At 41.8% G+C, this 17299-nt stretch carries 13 protein-coding genes and 2 pseudogenes; 2 read left to right on the top strand and 13 right to left on the bottom strand.

All coding sequences use genetic code 11. From position 1 onward, the window contains the following. Positions 1-14: 14 nt before the first annotated feature. Positions 15-125: pseudogene (locus RMA95_RS07150) on the bottom strand (AraC family transcriptional regulator); the annotation flags it as partial. Between the two features lie 7 nt (positions 126-132). Here RMA95_RS07150 and RMA95_RS07145 point away from each other — a divergent pair. After that, positions 133-237 (top strand): annotated as a pseudogene (locus RMA95_RS07145) (Mpo1-like protein); the annotation flags it as partial. A 65-nt stretch (positions 238-302) separates the two neighbouring features. Here the strand turns inward: RMA95_RS07145 and RMA95_RS07140 are convergent. The 8 genes from RMA95_RS07140 to RMA95_RS07105 all read right to left on the bottom strand — a co-directional run bounded on the left by RMA95_RS07140 (position 303) and on the right by RMA95_RS07105 (position 9695). Next, positions 303-881: a DUF4126 domain-containing protein gene (locus RMA95_RS07140; protein WP_311070000.1), complete on the bottom strand. Its 579-nt coding sequence runs from the start codon at positions 879-881 to the stop codon at positions 303-305. A gap of 122 nt (positions 882-1003) precedes the next feature. Beyond that, a complete protein-coding gene (locus RMA95_RS07135; protein ID WP_001983336.1) occupies positions 1004-1138 on the bottom strand; it encodes a zinc ribbon-containing protein in 135 nt (44 codons plus the stop codon). Between the two features lie 330 nt (positions 1139-1468). Then, a complete protein-coding gene (locus RMA95_RS07130) occupies positions 1469-3229 on the bottom strand; it encodes an ATP-dependent endonuclease (RefSeq protein ID WP_288101872.1) in 1761 nt (586 codons plus the stop codon). 460 nt (positions 3230-3689) lie between these two features. Continuing rightward, positions 3690-4115, bottom strand: coding sequence for a hypothetical protein (locus RMA95_RS07125; RefSeq protein WP_100192158.1), 426 nt, complete (start codon positions 4113-4115; stop codon positions 3690-3692). A gap of 162 nt (positions 4116-4277) precedes the next feature. Then, on the bottom strand, positions 4278-6884 hold the full coding sequence (acnD, locus tag RMA95_RS07120; RefSeq protein ID WP_311069999.1) for a Fe/S-dependent 2-methylisocitrate dehydratase AcnD: 2607 nt from the start codon (positions 6882-6884) through the stop codon (positions 4278-4280). Next, a complete protein-coding gene (gene prpC / locus RMA95_RS07115) occupies positions 6884-8041 on the bottom strand; it encodes a 2-methylcitrate synthase (RefSeq protein ID WP_004795430.1) in 1158 nt (385 codons plus the stop codon). Before prpC ends, acnD begins: the two co-directional genes overlap by 1 nt. A gap of 66 nt (positions 8042-8107) precedes the next feature. Further along, positions 8108-8992 (bottom strand): methylisocitrate lyase, encoded by an 885-nt coding sequence (gene prpB / locus RMA95_RS07110; RefSeq protein WP_005071840.1) that lies wholly within the window; start codon positions 8990-8992, stop codon positions 8108-8110. Further along, the gene (locus RMA95_RS07105; protein WP_001153627.1) at positions 8985-9695 is read right to left on the bottom strand and encodes a GntR family transcriptional regulator; all 711 of its coding nucleotides are present in this window, start codon (positions 9693-9695) and stop codon (positions 8985-8987) included. The genes prpB and RMA95_RS07105 overlap by 8 nt, the downstream gene beginning before the upstream one ends. Positions 9696-10210: 515 nt before the next feature. Between RMA95_RS07105 and RMA95_RS07100 the strand changes: the two genes are divergently transcribed. Next, positions 10211-11425: an amino acid aminotransferase gene (locus tag RMA95_RS07100; protein WP_151684624.1), complete on the top strand. Its 1215-nt coding sequence runs from the start codon at positions 10211-10213 to the stop codon at positions 11423-11425. A 49-nt stretch (positions 11426-11474) separates the two neighbouring features. On the opposite strand, the gene dld is transcribed toward RMA95_RS07100, so the two are convergent. From dld to lldP, 4 genes are all read right to left on the bottom strand, one after another. Continuing rightward, on the bottom strand, positions 11475-13181 hold the full coding sequence (gene dld, locus RMA95_RS07095) for a D-lactate dehydrogenase (RefSeq protein WP_311069998.1): 1707 nt from the start codon (positions 13179-13181) through the stop codon (positions 11475-11477). A 380-nt stretch (positions 13182-13561) separates the two neighbouring features. Then, positions 13562-14707, bottom strand: a complete 1146-nt coding sequence (gene lldD / locus RMA95_RS07090; protein ID WP_002050500.1) for an FMN-dependent L-lactate dehydrogenase LldD — start codon at positions 14705-14707, stop codon at positions 13562-13564. After that, positions 14704-15456 (bottom strand): transcriptional regulator LldR, encoded by a 753-nt coding sequence (gene lldR, locus RMA95_RS07085; RefSeq protein ID WP_311069997.1) that lies wholly within the window; start codon positions 15454-15456, stop codon positions 14704-14706. Before lldR ends, lldD begins: the two co-directional genes overlap by 4 nt. Positions 15457-15475: 19 nt before the next feature. Further along, a complete protein-coding gene (lldP, locus tag RMA95_RS07080) occupies positions 15476-17143 on the bottom strand; it encodes an L-lactate permease (protein ID WP_311069996.1) in 1668 nt (555 codons plus the stop codon). Between the last annotated feature and the right edge of the window lie 156 nt (positions 17144-17299).

Here is a 17299-nt window from a genome sequence, read left to right as displayed (position 1 = left end):
CCTCAATGCTTGGTTTATTTTTCTGTAGAGCGATCGCTGATAAAACTAGTATTAGCTCTAAACATTGACGGCGCAAAATCCACCATACGGCGTAAAGTTCGGGTGAAATGGACTTGAACTGAAAAAACTATCTTTTATAAGCATAATAAACCTGCGACCTTTAAACAGCCGTTCTTTGACCTCGCCTGCGATTTTACTATGTATAAAGATATTTTATTAAAATGTGTGACGTGGTGATATGCATGGAAAACTTAGTTTATAAAATTACGTCTAAGTTTTCTTATTCAACTAAATTTAAAAACTCACGATGTTGAATGACTGATCTTTTCTTGCTTTTTATGGCGTATCCAACGTATTGCCAAAATAACAGCAATAACCACCACAACTGCGACAAGCGCGGGAACTAGCAAAGCTGAAACAGAAAGTAAGATTGCCCCAATCCACTCACCTGTCGCAACTATAAAATTACCCAAGCCACCCGTAGTTGCAGTTGAAACACCACGTGCAGCAACGGTACTCATTTGCACCACACCAGCCGTACCACCGCCCACAATAATTGCTGCTGCCCAAGTAGCAAACTGAGACATTTCTCCACTACTCACAGCCATCGTGGTAAGCGTACCCGCAATCATGGCCACAGGAGTTGCGACTGTGTCTAAGGCGTTATCGACCCACGGAATATAGTAGGCTGCAATTTCACATACCGTTGCCACGCTTAAAGCCAAACACACCGATGGCAGAGCTAACCACTCAAAACCTTTCGATGGCTCAAACCATCCCATCATGGTGGCAATGCTCATGACCAGTAGCGGCACAAACACGCGAAAACCGCAGGCAGCGCTCAGGCCTACACCAATACATAAACCCAATATTGTTTCCATAACGGTTTCCTTTTCATGCCCATCACGGGTCTTGTTATGTAAGTCTTATTTTTAAATTAACAAAAAGCCCCATCGGGTGACAGGGCTTTTTGTTAAATGCGAACGCAAATATTATTTCATTCTTAACGTTTAAATTGCGTGCAGTAGCATTTGGTGCAAGGTGGTAAAGGGTCTGTGTTAATTTCTAAAAACACTCTGTGTCCGCACTGAGCACAGAAATAGAAGCCTGTTCCGGGTTTTTCGCCAGCTGTTACCATGATTACATTCCTATAATCGTATATATATTAAACAGGAATATAACCCACTTAAAGTGAATGTCAATTGTCCATTTCGCCCGATGATGATGGCATAAATGCAAAAAATGTTATTTGTACGATTTATCTTACACAGATTTAGGGATTTAGCGGATTGGCTGTCCCCTGCTTTTTTTTCTAATATGAACTCATACAGGAACAGGATGTTCCGGAACATAAAACAACAATAATAGGTTCATGCACCAGGAGCGTGAGATACGACAGGAGTCATATCTAGCAACCAAATACGAAAAAGCCCGACAGGATGTCGGGCTTTTTTATACTTTAGTAGTTTCAGCTTCTTAACCATGTAACTAAATCACTAATACTCTGATAATCAGCACAGGTAGCATCACAACCATTATTTATAACATCTTGCTTAAATTTAGCCCATTCACTTTCAGTTTTACTAGATGTACCTATATGAGCCTCTATCGCCCCTTTTTTCCAAATCCATATCCGTTGGGCTTTCATTTTATTATGCAAAGATTCTATTAAAGGAATCGCATCTGTTTCTGCTGCTAAGATTTCATATGCTCTTGCAGCAGAAATAGTTGAATTCTTTTGTGGTAATTTCGTAGAGGGATTTAAAGTAATTCCTTTTTGAGGTGCAATTCTTTCAAGAATTACTTTGATATTTACAATATCGCTATCAGTTGAAGACAGAAAATTGTGGGTAATTGCTCCATTAAAACAATAATCAAGATCACATATAGCTTTTGTAGGTAAATCCATCTCAGCCAAGATAGCCAAAGATTTCTGCGTATCATTTACACCACCTTGTGCAACCAACGCATGCTTTTCCTGCCCCATTGTAATATTAGATAAACATTTAAATATAAATGGTAATAATCGGAGTTCTGTTTTACCTTCTGTCAAAACTACATTTTCAGCAAAAAGTAATTGAGTAGAGTAAGTCAAACTGAATAAGTGTTCCATCTGATGAGTTGAATTTGGTACAACGTTTTGAATCGCATCAACTAAGCGCTTCCTAGAATATGTTCCACGCTGTTCATTTTTTCGGATTAATATTGCAGTTTCTGCACTTTCTGCTGTTATCATCTGAGCAGAATGAGTTGAAATAACAACTTGATAACCATTTCTAGATAATGCAATCAACGCTTCTCTTACTTGCTCAATTGCAAAGGGATGTAAATATAGTTCAGGTTCATCGATTAGTAATAACGTAGTTGATTGTGTACCGTTCTGCCTTTTAATTTCGGCTAAATATTGAACTAAAGCCATTTGTATTGATCGTTGTGCACCATGTCCATATGAAGCAAAATCACGAGCATTACCCTGTCCTTCAAAAACTTTCAATGTACCTGTTTTTACTAAGTCATCAATCGTTGGAGTCTCAAAATGCAACTTTACACTCATCCCAGGAAATAAATCATTTACCTTTACATTAACCCCTTGATCTATATTTGCTAATTCACTAAATCTTTGACCACCGCTACTCGAAATTCTAGCTGCGACTTCTAACAAATGCTGATTTAATTCACTTTCATGAGAAGTTTTTACAGGTTCTAAAAACTCTGCTAATAATTTTCCAATAGTAGTAGTAGTTTTTGCTTTTGAAGCATCTTCTGCTGCATTTTCCATAGCTCCTATTCTTATTGGTTCTGGTAATAAGATATTGATAGCATTATCAATCCCTGTCGGGTTTAGAATCCAATCACTACTTGCCTGATCCCAAACAGAAAGCTTTATATCCGTTGTTTTAGCATTAGGTTTATCTTGTATTCGGCGTATTTTAAGCTCTCCATTTACAATTTGCCCCTCTATAGATCTCTTTTGATTTGAAGGCATGAGATCAAGTAATTGTGAAGAAATTCCAACAATTGTTGCTATTACTTCTACGGGCCGAGATACATCATAAAAATCTTTTTCTGCAAGGCTACTTTTTCTTAATAACCATTGAATTGCAGATAAACAGTTAGATTTACCTGCATTATTATAGCCAATCAAAGGAGTAAACTCCGATAAGATTATCTCTGTATCAACACATGACTTAAAATTTTTGATAACTATATTTGAGATTTTATGCGACATATATTCCCCTTATTTCTTTTTATATACCAATATATTTAATTAGTAGTTTTAAGAAATAAATCTTATTAATAATTTCTATGTATAAGGCTTTTATATTTATGAACCCAATAAAATAGCCCTACTGTAAAGTAGGGCTATTGTGAATAATTTTCAATCAATTATAGACTAAATATTAAACCACTTAGTCTTCTAAAAAGTCTTGCACAATTTCAGTTTGTACGATTTATCTTACATAGATTTAGGGATTTAGCGGATTGGCTGTCCCCTGCTTTTTTTCTATGATGAGTTCATACAGGAACAGGATGTTCCGGAACATAAAACAACAATAATAGGTTCATGCATCAGGATCGTGAGATACGACAGGAGTCATATCTAGCAACCAAATACGAAAAAGCCCGACAGGATGTCGGGCTTTTTTTATTAGTTATACAAAATGTTTTATGGTGCTTAAATGGCTATTTTATTTATTATTTAATAGCGGACCAACAAGAATTGTACCACTTGGGAGTAAAACACTATCATATGTAAAAATAAGGCCATCATATTTATCTGCTATCTTAAATAAACTTTGCCAAATAGCAGGGTTCTCATCAAACTCTTTGTCAGTAACAAGTCCTAATACTACCTTTGTATGACTAATTGCGTAAGAGGTATCATCCTTGCGTTTTTGATCGTGATCTAAAGAAGCTATATAACGCAGAAAACCTTGTAAATGATTTGGAATCTCTTGAGAAGGCATTACATAAAAACGTACAGTATCCTTACCCAATACAACATCATAATAAGAAGCATTTTCTTCCAAGCCTTTATCACGTTCTACATGATCAAAAACTTCTCGTAAATCCACCCCATCTCTTTGAATATAAACACAACCATTTGCTGGCATAAAATTCCCGTTACTATTAATTAAAAATATTGCTATACCCAACTAACTTCTTATATAAAAAGGAATTGTGATAAATACAATTCTTCTAATATTTAATTTAAAAAACCCCATCATCAAGATAGGGCTCTTTTGAATAATTTTCAATCAGTTGTAGACTAAATATTAAGCCACTTGGCCTTCTAAAAAGTCTTGCGCAAAGCGCTGTAATACACCGCCCGCTTCATATACAGAAACTTCTTCTTCTGTATCTAAACGGCAAGTCACAGGCACTTCAAGAATCTCTTCTTTACCATCCGCTGTGGCACGTTCAATCACTAAAGTTAAAGTCGAACGCGGCGCAATATTACCAATCACGCTATAAAGCTCTGTACCATCTAGCTTTAAAGTCTTGCGGTTTACACCCGGTTTAAACTCAAGTGGTAACACGCCCATACCCACCAAGTTAGTACGGTGAATACGCTCAAAACCTTCTGCCACAATCGCTTCAACACCCGCAAGGCGTACACCTTTTGCAGCCCAGTCACGGCTTGAACCCTGACCATAGTCAGCACCCGCAATAATGATTAACGGCTGTTTACGGTTCATGTAGGTTTCAATCGCTTCCCACATACGCATCACTTCGCCTTCTGGCTCTACACGCGCTTTTGAACCTTGCTTAATGGTACCGTCTGAGCGAACCACCATCTCGTTATAGAGTTTCGGGTTGGCAAATGTTGCACGTTGTGCAGTCAAATGGTCACCACGGTGCGTTGCGTATGAGTTGAAGTCTTCTTCTGGTACGCCCATTTTATGAAGGTATTCACCTGCAGCCGAGTCCATCAAAATCGCATTTGAAGGCGACAAGTGGTCAGTGGTGATGTTGTCACCCAAAATCGCAAGCGGACGCATGTTTGCCAAAGTACGTGGTGCAGCCAACGCCCCTTCCCAATATGGTGGACGGCGGATGTAAGTACTTTGCGGACGCCAGTCGTAAAGTGGGCTTTTCGCTTGTTCAACTTCGCCCAAGTCAAACATTGGAATGTAGACTTTACGGAACTGTTCAGGCTTCACAGCTTCTTTTACTAGGGCATCAATTTCAGCGTCAGATGGCCAGATGTCTTTGAGGTAAATCGGCTTACCGTCTTTGTCATGACCTAACGCATCTTTTTCGATGTCAAAACGAATCGTACCCGCAATTGCATACGCTACGACAAGCGGTGGAGATGCCAAGAACGCTTGTTTTGCATATGGATGGATACGGCCATCGAAGTTACGGTTACCAGAGAGTACTGCTGTTGCGTACAAGTCACGGTCAATAATTTCTTGCTGGATGACTGGATCTAACGCACCCGACATACCGTTACACGTTGTACAAGCGTAAGCCACAATACCAAAACCAAGTTTCTCTAAGTCTTTTAGAACACCTGCTTCTTCAAGGTAAAGTGCAGCCGCTTTTGAACCTGGTGCAAATGATGATTTCACCCAAGGTTTACGAACCAAACCAAGCTCATTTGCCTTACGTGCCAACAAGCCTGCCGCCACGGTATTACGTGGGTTAGAGGTATTGGTACATGAAGTAATTGCAGCAATAATGATTGCGCCATCTGGCATTAAACCGTCAGAACGGTTTTCAACAACACCTGCAATGCCTTTTTCTTTTAGGTCGGCAGTTGAAACACGTGCATGTGGGTTTGATGGACCAGCAATGTTACGTGTGACTTTTGATAGGTCAAAACGAAGTACACGTGGATACTCTGCTTTGGTCATATCAGAAGCCCAAAGGCCGATTTCTTTTGCGTACTGTTCAACCAATGCCACTTGAGCATCTTCACGGCCTGTTAGGCGTAAGTAGTCAATTGTGTTTTGGTCGATGTAGAACATTGCAGCCGTAGCGCCATATTCTGGAGTCATGTTCGAAATAGTTGCACGATCGCCTACAGACATACTGTCAGCGCCTTCACCAAAGAACTCAAGGTAAGCACCAACCACACGTTCTTTACGTAAGAACTCGGTTAAAGCAAGTACGATATCTGTTGCAGTAATACCTGCCTGACGCTGACCTACAAACTCAACACCAATAATGTCTGGTAGACGCATCCAAGATGCACGGCCCAACATCACGTTTTCAGCTTCTAAGCCACCTACACCCACAGAAATTACGCCCAAAGCGTCTGTATGTGGTGTGTGCGAGTCTGTACCTACGCAAGTGTCTGGGAATGCTACGCCATCACGCGCCTGAATCACCGGAGACATTTTCTCTAGGTTAATCTGGTGCATGATGCCGTTCCCCGCAGGGATCACATCAACATTTTTAAATGCGGTTTTAGTCCACTCAATAAAGTGAAAACGGTCTTCGTTACGGCGGTCTTCAACAGCACGGTTTTTTGCAAAAGCGTCTGGGTCAGCACCACCATATTCCACTGCTAAAGAGTGGTCGACAATCAGCTGAGTCGGTACAACTGGGTTGACTTTAGATGGGTCGCCACCTTTGTCAGCAATCGCATCACGTAAGCCTGCAAGGTCAACCAATGCAGTTTGGCCTAGGATGTCATGACACACTACGCGCGCAGGATACCAAGGAAAGTCCAAGTCCTGACGGCGTTCAATTAACTGCGTTAGATAGGCAGTTAAGTTCTCGGCATCGGCACGGCGTACCAATTGCTCTGCAAGTACTTTAGAGGTGTAAGGCAGTTTTTCGTATGCGCCTGGCTGAATATCTTCAACGGCTTGACGCACGTCGTAATATTCAAGCTGGGTGCCTGCCAGCGGTTTACGGTATTTTGTGTTCATTAACCACGCTCCGCCAATGGTTTAAATTCGAGGTTTTCAGGGCCTGTGTAGTTCGCGCTTGGACGAATGATTTTGCCGTCTTGACGTTGTTCGATCACGTGTGCTGACCAACCTGCTGTACGTGCGATCACGAATAATGGTGTGAACATTGCAGTTGGAACACCCATTAAGTGGTAGCTCACTGCACTGAACCAGTCGAGGTTCGGGAACATGTTTTTCACTTCTTTCATCACTGCTTCTAAACGCTCAGCAATGAGGTACATTTTGGTGTTCTCTTGTGCTTCTGCTAAGTCGTGCGCCACTTTCTTGATCACTTCGTTACGTGGGTCAGAAACTGTATAGACAGGGTGACCAAAACCGATCACAACTTCTTTATTTTCAACACGCTTACGGATGTCAGCTTCTGCTTCGTCTGCGTTGTCGTAACGCTGTTGAATTACGAATGCAACTTCGTTTGCACCACCGTGCTTAGGTCCGCGAAGTGCACCAATACCGCCTGTAATTGCCGAGTACATGTCAGAACCTGTACCTGCAACCACGCGTGAGGTAAATGTAGATGCGTTAAACTCATGCTCAGCATACAAAATCAGAGAGGTATGCATTGCTTGAATCCATTCTTCAGATGGCTTTTCGCCATGAAGTAAATGTAAGAAATGCGCTGCAATTGAGTCATCATCTGTTTCAACTTCAATACGACGACCGTTGTTGCTGAAGTGATACCAATAAAGCAGCATTGAACCTAGGCTTGCCATTAATTTATCAGCAATGTCTTTTGCGCCAGCTTCGTTGTGGTCTTCATGTTCTGGTGTTAAACAACCTAAAACTGAAACACCTGTACGCATCACGTCCATTGGGTGTGCAGACGGTGGTAATTGTTCAAGTGCAGTTTTCAGTGCTGCCGGTAAGCCGCGAAGTGCTTTTAATTTTGCTTTATACGCTTTGAGTTCAGCTTTGTTTGGTAATTTGCCATGTACGAGCAAGTGAGCAACTTCTTCAAACTGGCTACCCGCTGCAAGGTCAAGAATGTCATAGCCACGATAGTGCAAGTCGTTACCGCTACGTCCTACGGTACACAGTGCTGTGTTTCCTGCAACTTGTCCACTAAGTGCAACTGATTTTTTTGGTTTGAAGCCTGTTGTTGTTTCATTTGAGCTCATAAGATTTTCCTTTCCTATCTATTTAAATTATTTGGGAAACACGGCATATGTACCGTGTTTTACTTCTTATTTCTTTTTAGCAAATGCGTTGTCTAAGTAGTCTTCAAACGCATAGTAATTAATGCGTTCATATAACTCTTTACGCGTTTGCATAATATCAATCACGTTCTTTTGAGTACCTTCTTTACGTAAGGTTTCATACACAGTTTCGGCTGCTTTATTCATAGCACGGAAAGCAGAAAGCGGATAAAGCGCAAGGCTTACATCGGCAGATGCTAACTCTTCAGTAGTAAACAGTGGTGTAGAACCAAACTCGGTAATGTTTGCCAAAATTGGTGCACCTGTCTTCTGAGCAAATTGCTTGTACATATCAAGCTCGGTAATTGCTTCAGGGAACAACATGTCTGCGCCCGCTTCGATGTAGGCACCCGCACGGTCAATTGCAGCTTGTAAGCCATCTACGGCCAATGCATCGGTACGTGCCATAATCACGAAGCTGTCATCACCACGCGCATCAACCGCAGCTTTAATACGGTCAACCATTTCTTCTTGAGTCACAATCGCTTTGTTCGGACGGTGACCACAACGTTTTGCGCCCACTTGGTCTTCAATGTGCATTGCCGCAGCACCAAACTTGATGAGTGCTTTTGTTGTACGTGCAATGTTAAATGCAGAAGCACCAAAACCTGTGTCAGCATCGACCAATAATGGAAGATCACATACATCGGTAATACGGCGCACGTCTGTCAACACATCATCAAGGTTACTAATTCCCAAATCAGGTAAGCCTAAAGAACCAGCGGCTACACCACCACCTGATAAGTAAATCGCTTTATAACCTGCACGTTTTGCCAAAAGTGCATGATTGGCGTTAATGGTTCCAACCACTTGTAATGGCTTTTCTTGGGCTACTGCATCGCGAAATAGCTGACCTGCGGATTGTTTAGCCATTGTTATGTTCTCCTTGTGCTTGTAGCAGTGTTTGCTCAATAATTTTGTAAGAAGCATTGATATGTCGATGCATGAGCAGCTCGGCAAGTTCACCATCGCCCTCTGCAATTGCATCTAAAATACGGATGTGTTCGTCCCAAGCTTTACTCGGTCGATCGGGTGTGTTTGAAAACTGAATTCGGTACATGCGAATGAGGTGATAAAGCTCATCACATAGCATTTTTTCTAGGGTTTTATTGCCACTACTTTTGATAATGCAGTAGTGAAAATCGTCCTGCCCTTCTTGCAAGTAATATCCCTTACCTGCTTTAAAGTTTTCATCTTCAGCATGCATACGCAAAACATCACGTAGCGCCAAAATTTGCTTTTTATCAATATGCTGTGCAGCAAGTTTGCAGGCCAAACCTTCTAATGACGCACGAATCTGGTAAAGCTCTTTAAACTGTTGCAGTGAAAGCGAAACCACGCGCGCGCCCACATGTGCAGTACGCTCAACCAAACGTTGCCCTTCAAGGCGATGAATCGCTTCACGCAATGGCCCACGACTAATGCCATAAGTACGTGCCAGCTCAGGCTCAGAAATTTTGCTACCTGCCGGAATTTGACCCAAAACAATCGCCGTCTGTATTTGTTTAAATACATTCTCGGTCAGTGTTCTTCCCTGACTCTGTAAAGGCTCTGGTGCGAAGGTCAAATCTTGCATATTGTCGACAATTTTTAATCAATTATGGCTTTTATAGCGGTATGAATGAAAAAAATCAAGGTGATTGTTGACACTTTGCAGAACGCATCAGGTCAATTTTTATAGCTTAACCTGTTATCTCACCTTATATTTAAAGCATTACACCACTTTCTATTTAATATCTATAAAACAATTATTTAGGGTTATTTTATCTATAGTTTTATGACTATTTGTGGCTTGCTTTTTAGTCAATAAACTTTTGTTTCAAACTTTAGTCTACAACCAATGTATTACAGCAAGATTGTAGACAATCTGCTTGAATGAAATCATGAGTTATAAATTAGTATCTATTTACCGTAATTTCTTTTAAAACTTTTTATTATTTTCAGCCAGAAAATATCGATATTAGTGAAATTATCAGGTGCTTCACGGTAGCTTTATTGATACATTATTGAACATCGACATAGTTGTGGCGTATTTTTCGAGACAGAAAAAACCCAGCACTATGCATATTGTTGAATGAAAGGACTTTTTTGATGTTTCAACATATCCCCCCATACGCAGGCGACCCAATTCTCTCTTTAATGGAACAGTTCAATGCTGATACTCGTTCTGAAAAAGTAAACTTGAGTATTGGTCTTTATTATAACGAAGACAGTATTGTTCCTCAGTTAGAGACCATTATCGAGGCGCAAAAGCGTATTGAGCCTAAAAACGGTAAAACCAAACTTTATTTGCCAATGGAAGGCTTCAAACCTTACCGTGAAGCAATTCAAGCACTTTTATTTGGTGCAAACAGCCCAGCAGTTAAAGCTGGCCGTGCTGTAACCATCCAAACACTTGGTGGTTCAGGTGCATTGAAAGTTGGTGCAGATTTCTTAAAAACTTATTTCCCAAATTCAGACGTTTGGGTAAGCCAACCAACTTGGGATAACCACGTTGCGATTTTCAATGGCGCTGGCATCAAAACTCATTTCTACCCATATTTCGACAACGAAACACGTGGTGTAGATTTTGACGGTATGCTTTCTACACTTAAAACTTTGCCTGAGCAAAGCATTGTGTTGTTGCACCCATGCTGCCATAACCCAACGGGTGCTGACTTAAACCCAGCACAGTGGGATCAAGTGATTGCAGTATTAAAAGACCGTAACCTTATTCCATTCCTAGACATCGCTTACCAAGGTTTTGGTGACGGTATGGAAGAAGATGCGTATGCAATCCGTGCTTTAGACCAAGCGGGTCTAAACTTCATTGTGAGCAACTCGTTCTCTAAAATCTTCTCTTTATATGGCGAGCGTGTTGGCGGCTTAACTTTCGTATGTGACGATGCAGAAGCTGCTCAGTGCACATTCGGTCAGTTAAAAGCGACTGTACGTCGTATTTACTCTAGCCCTCCTACAACAGGTGCTTGGTTAGTTGATGAAGTGTTAAATGACGCTGAACTTAACCAACAATGGCAAGGTGAAGTGAAAGAGATGCGTGAGCGTATTATTAAAATGCGTAGCATCTTGAAAGATGAACTGACTAAAGCATTACCAGACCGTGACTTTAGCTACCTTGTAAACCAAAAAGGTATGTTCAGCTACACAGGTCTAACTGCTGAGCAAGTAGATATCTTGCGTGAAGAATATGCAATCTACTTAGTACGTAGTGGCCGTATTTGTGTAGCAGGCTTAAACATGAAAAATGTTTACACTGTTGCTAAAGCGATGGCTGAAGTACTTGCTAAATCAGTAGAAGCAGCATAAGACACCTACTAAAAAAGGCGCTTCGGCGCCTTTTTTTTATGTATCGATATTAAGATTTAGCTTTGCCCCAATATTTCAGTTTTGAGGTATGCCCAATCCCTACATTAAAACTATTGGTTGGGTCGAGTTTTTGATAGAAATTGGCCAATGCAGGTTTGGCAATGTAAAGATGCCCAACATTATGCTCTGCTGGATATTCAGCACGGCGCGCATCGAGTAACTTCCACATTTGATGTTCCATTTCTAACGGGTCATGTCCCTTTTTAAGAATATAATCCTGATGAAATACATGACAAAAGAAATGCCCATAATAGAGTTTATGGATGATTTTATTTTCCATCTCGGCTGGGAGTTGCTCTACCCATTCGCGGTCATTACGACGTAAGGCAATATCAAGCGCCACAATATCTTCAACTTCACTACGGTGTGTATCACGATAACGAATTGCCGCCCCCGCAATCGCAAAACGGTGTAAGAAAGCCTTTCGTCCTTCCTCTTCACTACATACGAAATAGCTACCTGACTGATGCACTGCAAAATATTCTTTTAAAAACTGCTCGGTCTGAGCTTTTGAATTATTTTCGACACGTAGCACTAAATGGTGCTCATAACGATCTCGATATTCAGTCATACGCTTCGGTAAATGACTCGGTAAAAAGAAGGTAATCGCCTGTAAAATATGGTCTGTTAAGCCTTTAATTTTAAATCTTTCTAAGAAGCCATCGACTTTGTCTTTCATCGCAAAAGCTTTTGGAACATTGGCTGTACCAAATTTCTCAATAAATAAGAAGGTGTCTTTTCCGTACTTTTCACCAATCAAGTAAGCGTCACGGTGAATATATTCGCCTGCAATCGGTAGGCTGGGCAGAGAGGTCAGTAAGTAACGACGAATGGCCGTTAAATCATCGGCATCATTACTACCAATATAAAAAACACTGCTCTCTACTTTTTCATAGGTATCAAGGCGTACAGCAAACACACAGACTTTACCTGCCGAACCTGATGCTTCAAACAATCGTGACGGGTCTGCATTAAAACGAGCAGGCGTATCTTCATCGACCTGAGTCACATCGTAAGCATAACGATGGTCCGATGCCTGCTTTTCACCATCATCTAAAATATCTACGGCTTGATATTTCTGCTTCTCTAAACGTGTCAAAATTTCTTCAGGAGTCGAACCTAAATTCACCCCTAAATGGTTCACCAGTTCTAATTGACCAGCAGCATTCACCTGAGCATATAACGCCAGTTCAGTATACGCAGGACCACGACGTACCAACGCACCACCAGAGTTATTACACACCCCACCAAGAACCGATGCCCCAATACAAGATGAACCAATGACTGAATGTGGCTCACGGTCATAACCTTTTAAAATTTGCTCTAAATTATCTAAGGTCGACCCCGGTAGGCAAATCACTTGCTTGCCATCATGGATGACTTGAATACCCTTTAATCGGCGTGTACTCATGACTAAAACAGGACGATCATAATCATCGCCATACGGAGTTGAACCACCTGTAAGTCCTGTATTGGCCGCCTGCATAATGACAATACAGTCTGCGTCAATTGCAGCCTGCAAAACTTGCCATTGCTCTAGCAATGTGCCCGGCACCACCACAGCCAGCACTTTCCCCTCACCAAAACGGCGACCTTGGCGGTACTGACGTGTGCTTTGGTCATCGGTCAAAACATAAGAACGCCCTACAATATTTTGTAAGCGTTCGATCACTGCTTGAGGAGAAAATGTTTGCATGATGGTTTCCTTTTGGTCATCCATACCACATAGTTTTTTAAATCAGAAAAACTCGACGGAGTTTTTCCGTTTAGAACTAATATTTAAAGTAGCTAATTCCATTACTTTTGTTTTGGCATGAGTAGCGACTAAAGCTACGCAAGATCAAAACCATTTCACTTAGCACTAGCAGCTAATCTCTAGGTGTTAGATTTAATTCAAATTGGCTACGCGTTGGCGGCAGGGATGCCGCCGTTTCGATGCGGTAGCAAGGACGTACCGTTATCGAAACAAAGGTTTTTGGTTACTTTTTAAAAAAGTAACGTCAATGAGCTACTTACATTGAACCTTTTCCGATACGACTCCGTCGTGCCAATATCATCAAAGTTAATACGAAAATGTTAGAGCTTCATCGCCTGTACTAAACAATCCGCATTAATATCCGAAATCGACTTAGCACCCGTGAGCGTCATCGCAACACGCATTTCCTTATCAATCAAATCAAGCAAGTTCGACACCCCTTGCCCACCTGCTGCTGCCAAGGCATAAACAAATGCACGGCCAAGTAACACTGTATCGGCACCGAGCGCCAACATACGCACCACATCTAAACCATTACGAATGCCTGAGTCAGCCAAAATTGCTAAGTCACCTTTGACGGCATCAGCAATTGCAGGCAACGCACGAGCAGAAGACATTACGCCATCTAACTGACGACCGCCGTGATTCGATACCACAATGCCATCTGCACCAAAACGCACAGCATCTTTGGCATCTTCAGGGTCTAAAATACCTTTAATCACCATTGGGCCATCCCAAAACTCACGAATCCACTCAAGGTCTTTCCATGAAATAGATGGGTCAAAGTTAGAACCCAACCAGCCAATATAGTCTTCAAGGCCAGTCGGTTTGCCTAAATATTTAGAGATATTTCCGAGGTCATGCGGACGGCCCATTAAGCCAACATTCCATGACCAATGTGGGTGGAACATCGACTGCATATAACGACGCATCGCAGCATTTGGCCCACTCATTCCCGAATGGGCATCACGGTAACGCGCACCCGGTACAGGCATATCTACAGTAAATACCAGTGTTGAGCAGCCTGCCGCTTTTGCACGTTCTAAAGCATTACGCATAAAACCACGGTCGCGTAATACATAAAGCTGGAACCACATCGGGCGGTTAATTGCAGGTGCAACTTCTTCAATCGGACAGACAGAAACCGTTGAAAGCGTAAATGGAATACCTTTTTTATCGGCTGCCATCGCGGCTTGAACTTCACCACGACGGGCATACATGCCTGTTAAACCTACAGGTGCCAATGCAACCGGCATCGACAATGTTTCGTTAAACAGTTTTGTCTCTAAACTTAACGCTGACATGTCGTTGAGCACACGTTGACGCAATGCAATTTCTGACAAATCTTGTACGTTACGCTTTAAGGTATATTCCGAATATGCTCCACCATCAATGTAATGAAATAAAAATGGAGGTAAGCGACGTTGTGCCGCAGCACGGTAATCATTGCCAGAAGAAATAATCATTTTGAATCAACTCTATTTAAACGATTTGCACGTTTCTGGCGAGCTTCGTCTTCATCCAGAGAACGTACATGATTAATCACAAATTCAATATGACCGCAAACAGCTTGGCGTGCGGCCTCGGGATCTTTACGATCAATAGCATCCATCACCTGAAAATGCTGCTCGCTCAGCAAGTCACCATTTACGGGGTCGTTATAAACTTTTTTACGCCCTAACAAGACGTTGTATTGCAGCAAATCAAACAGGCTACGCATCATTTGAATCAGCACCACATTGTGAGATGCTTCAGCAATCGCCAAGTGGAACTCAGCATCTGCCACCGCGGCCTGTGCTGAGTCACCTGCATTTTGATGGCGACTAATTTCATTAAAATAATGACGGATTTTGGCGCGATCTTCAGGCGTTGAGCGCAATGCGGCATACCATGCCGTGCCACCTTCAAGTAATAACCGCGCCTCTTGCACATCAAAACGGTACAGCGGATCTTCTTCAATCAAGTTACTAATTGGGTTCACAATGAGTTGCTGTGGCCACTGTTCAGGTAACTGCTGAATATAAGTCCCATCGCCACGGCGGCTACTGAGCAAACCTTGACTATTAAGCTGCTGAATCGCTTCACGCAAAGACGGACGAGAAACCCCTAAACTTGTTGCAAGCTGGCGTTCGGCAGGCAAACGGTCACCTTTTTTCATGTGGCGTTCTTCAATTAATGCCTGCAATTTCATGACCACTTGATCGGAGATTCTCATCGCGTTTCCTTCACTGGAGTTATGGAATCATCCACGGAACCAGATAAGCCTGAACCGTAATAATGATGCCAACAAAGACAGTGAATATGATGCTATGTTTTACCGTGAAACGGAACAAGTCAGACTCTTTTCCAACTAAGCCTACCGCTGCACACGCAATCGCAATCGACTGCGGAGAAATCATCTTACCTGTCACACCACCACTGGTATTGGCAGCCACCAATAACACTTCTGGAATACCAATCTGCTGAGCCGTAGTCGCCTGTAGTGCCGAGAACAAAGCATTTGAAGATGTATCTGAACCCGTAAGGAAAACACCAAGCCAGCCCAAAAATGGCGAGAAGAAAGTAAACGCATGACCTGTATGCGATAGAGCCAAAGCTAAAGTTGCAGATAAACCTGAATAGTTCGCAATAAAAGCAAACGCCAACACCATACCAATCGAGTAAATCGGTGTTTTTAACTCATTGATTGTTTCACCAAAAGTCGTTACTGCTTCACTTGCTTTCATTTTCAAGAAAATAGCAGTGATGATTGCAGCAATAAAAATTGCAGTACCTGTTGCAGAGAACCAGTCAAACTTATAAATCGCTTCGTATGGCTTCATCTCTGCCACAATTGGCGGCATTTTTTCGACCAATTTATGCAAATACGGTACTTCAAGTTTAAAAATCCAGTGTTCAAGAGCACCATCTTTTGCAAATAATGCTTTAAATGGCTTAACGCTCCAGATCGTGACCATCACCGTTAGGATTGCAAATGGAGACCATGCCTTAGCAATTTTCCCAATACTGTAACGTTGAACCATAGTAGGTTGCTGAACCAAAGTTTGACCCGCTTCAGGCTCAAAACGGAAAATATGTTTTGGTTGCCAAACGCGGAACAGCAAAGTTAAGCTCACCAATGACGCAATTGCTGCGGTAATGTCTGGTAACTCAGGACCAATGAAGTTAGATGTAAGATATTGGGCTATCGCAAATGAACCACCACCAACCAACACCGCAGGCCAAGTTTCCTTAACACCACGCCAGCCGTCCATAATCGCCATGATCCAGAACAGTACGATCAGCGTTAAAAATGGCAACTGACGACCCACCATCTGGCTAATTTCCATAGTGTCTACGCCTGACACCTGCCCCGCCACAATAATTGGAATACCCATTGCACCAAATGCAACTGGTGCTGTATTTACGATCAAACATAAACCAGCAGCATAAAGTGGCTTAAACCCTAAACCGACAAGTAGTGCAGCGGTAATTGCAACAGGAGCACCAAAGCCTGCAGCCCCTTCTAGGAAAGTACCAAAGGCAAAACCAACTAGTAACATTTGCAGACGTTGGTCTTCAGTAATTGACAAAATGCTTGAGCGAATAACTTCAAACTGTCCCGTTTTTACCGAAATCTTGTATAGAAAAACTGCCCCAATAATGATCCATGAAATTGGCCATAGACCATAGAAGAAACCGTAAATAATAGAAGCAAAGGCCATTTGACCTGGCATTTGATAGAAAAAGAGCGCAATCAATAATGCAATAATGACTGTACCCGTACCCGCGATACTGCCTTTTAAACGAAAAACTGCTAATGCCAAAAAGAAGAAAATAATCGGGATTAATGCAACCGCGCTGGACAGCCAAATATTATTTAAAGGGTCATAAAGTTGTTGCCACATATTGAGCATTGTCATCTCCTTGAAATGCCGGGGCGAATTTTTGTACCTTAAATTCTTAAACATTCAACACAATTGGTATGACCAATTAAAAATTAAGTGCAAATGTTGTTCCTTAAACCACAGACCGCATAATAAACACAGATATTGGTAAGATCAATCATTAAATAATCA

The sequence above is a fragment of the Acinetobacter sp. V110_1 genome, from assembly GCF_031798975.1.
Classification (GTDB): Bacteria; Pseudomonadota; Gammaproteobacteria; order Pseudomonadales; family Moraxellaceae; genus Acinetobacter; species Acinetobacter nosocomialis_A.
Note: the sequence above shows the minus strand (reverse complement) of the source record. Positions and strands in the feature narration are given on the sequence as shown.

Coding starts and splice junctions, on each gene's coding strand:
- lldR (WP_311069997.1), bottom strand. CDS start 15,456: ATGAGAATCTCCGATCAAGTGGTCATGAAATTGCAGGCATTAATTGAA.
- acnD (WP_311069999.1), bottom strand. CDS start 6,884: ATGAACACAAAATACCGTAAACCGCTGGCAGGCACCCAGCTTGAATAT.
- RMA95_RS07125 (WP_100192158.1), bottom strand. CDS start 4,115: ATGCCAGCAAATGGTTGTGTTTATATTCAAAGAGATGGGGTGGATTTA.
- dld (WP_311069998.1), bottom strand. CDS start 13,181: ATGCAAACATTTTCTCCTCAAGCAGTGATCGAACGCTTACAAAATATT.
- prpB (WP_005071840.1), bottom strand. CDS start 8,992: ATGGCTAAACAATCCGCAGGTCAGCTATTTCGCGATGCAGTAGCCCAA.
- RMA95_RS07100 (WP_151684624.1), top strand. CDS start 10,211: ATGTTTCAACATATCCCCCCATACGCAGGCGACCCAATTCTCTCTTTA.
- lldD (WP_002050500.1), bottom strand. CDS start 14,707: ATGATTATTTCTTCTGGCAATGATTACCGTGCTGCGGCACAACGTCGC.
- RMA95_RS07105 (WP_001153627.1), bottom strand. CDS start 9,695: ATGCAAGATTTGACCTTCGCACCAGAGCCTTTACAGAGTCAGGGAAGA.
- RMA95_RS07140 (WP_311070000.1), bottom strand. CDS start 881: ATGGAAACAATATTGGGTTTATGTATTGGTGTAGGCCTGAGCGCTGCC.
- RMA95_RS07135 (WP_001983336.1), bottom strand. CDS start 1,138: ATGGTAACAGCTGGCGAAAAACCCGGAACAGGCTTCTATTTCTGTGCT.
- lldP (WP_311069996.1), bottom strand. CDS start 17,143: ATGACAATGCTCAATATGTGGCAACAACTTTATGACCCTTTAAATAAT.
- prpC (WP_004795430.1), bottom strand. CDS start 8,041: ATGAGCTCAAATGAAACAACAACAGGCTTCAAACCAAAAAAATCAGTT.
- RMA95_RS07130 (WP_288101872.1), bottom strand. CDS start 3,229: ATGTCGCATAAAATCTCAAATATAGTTATCAAAAATTTTAAGTCATGT.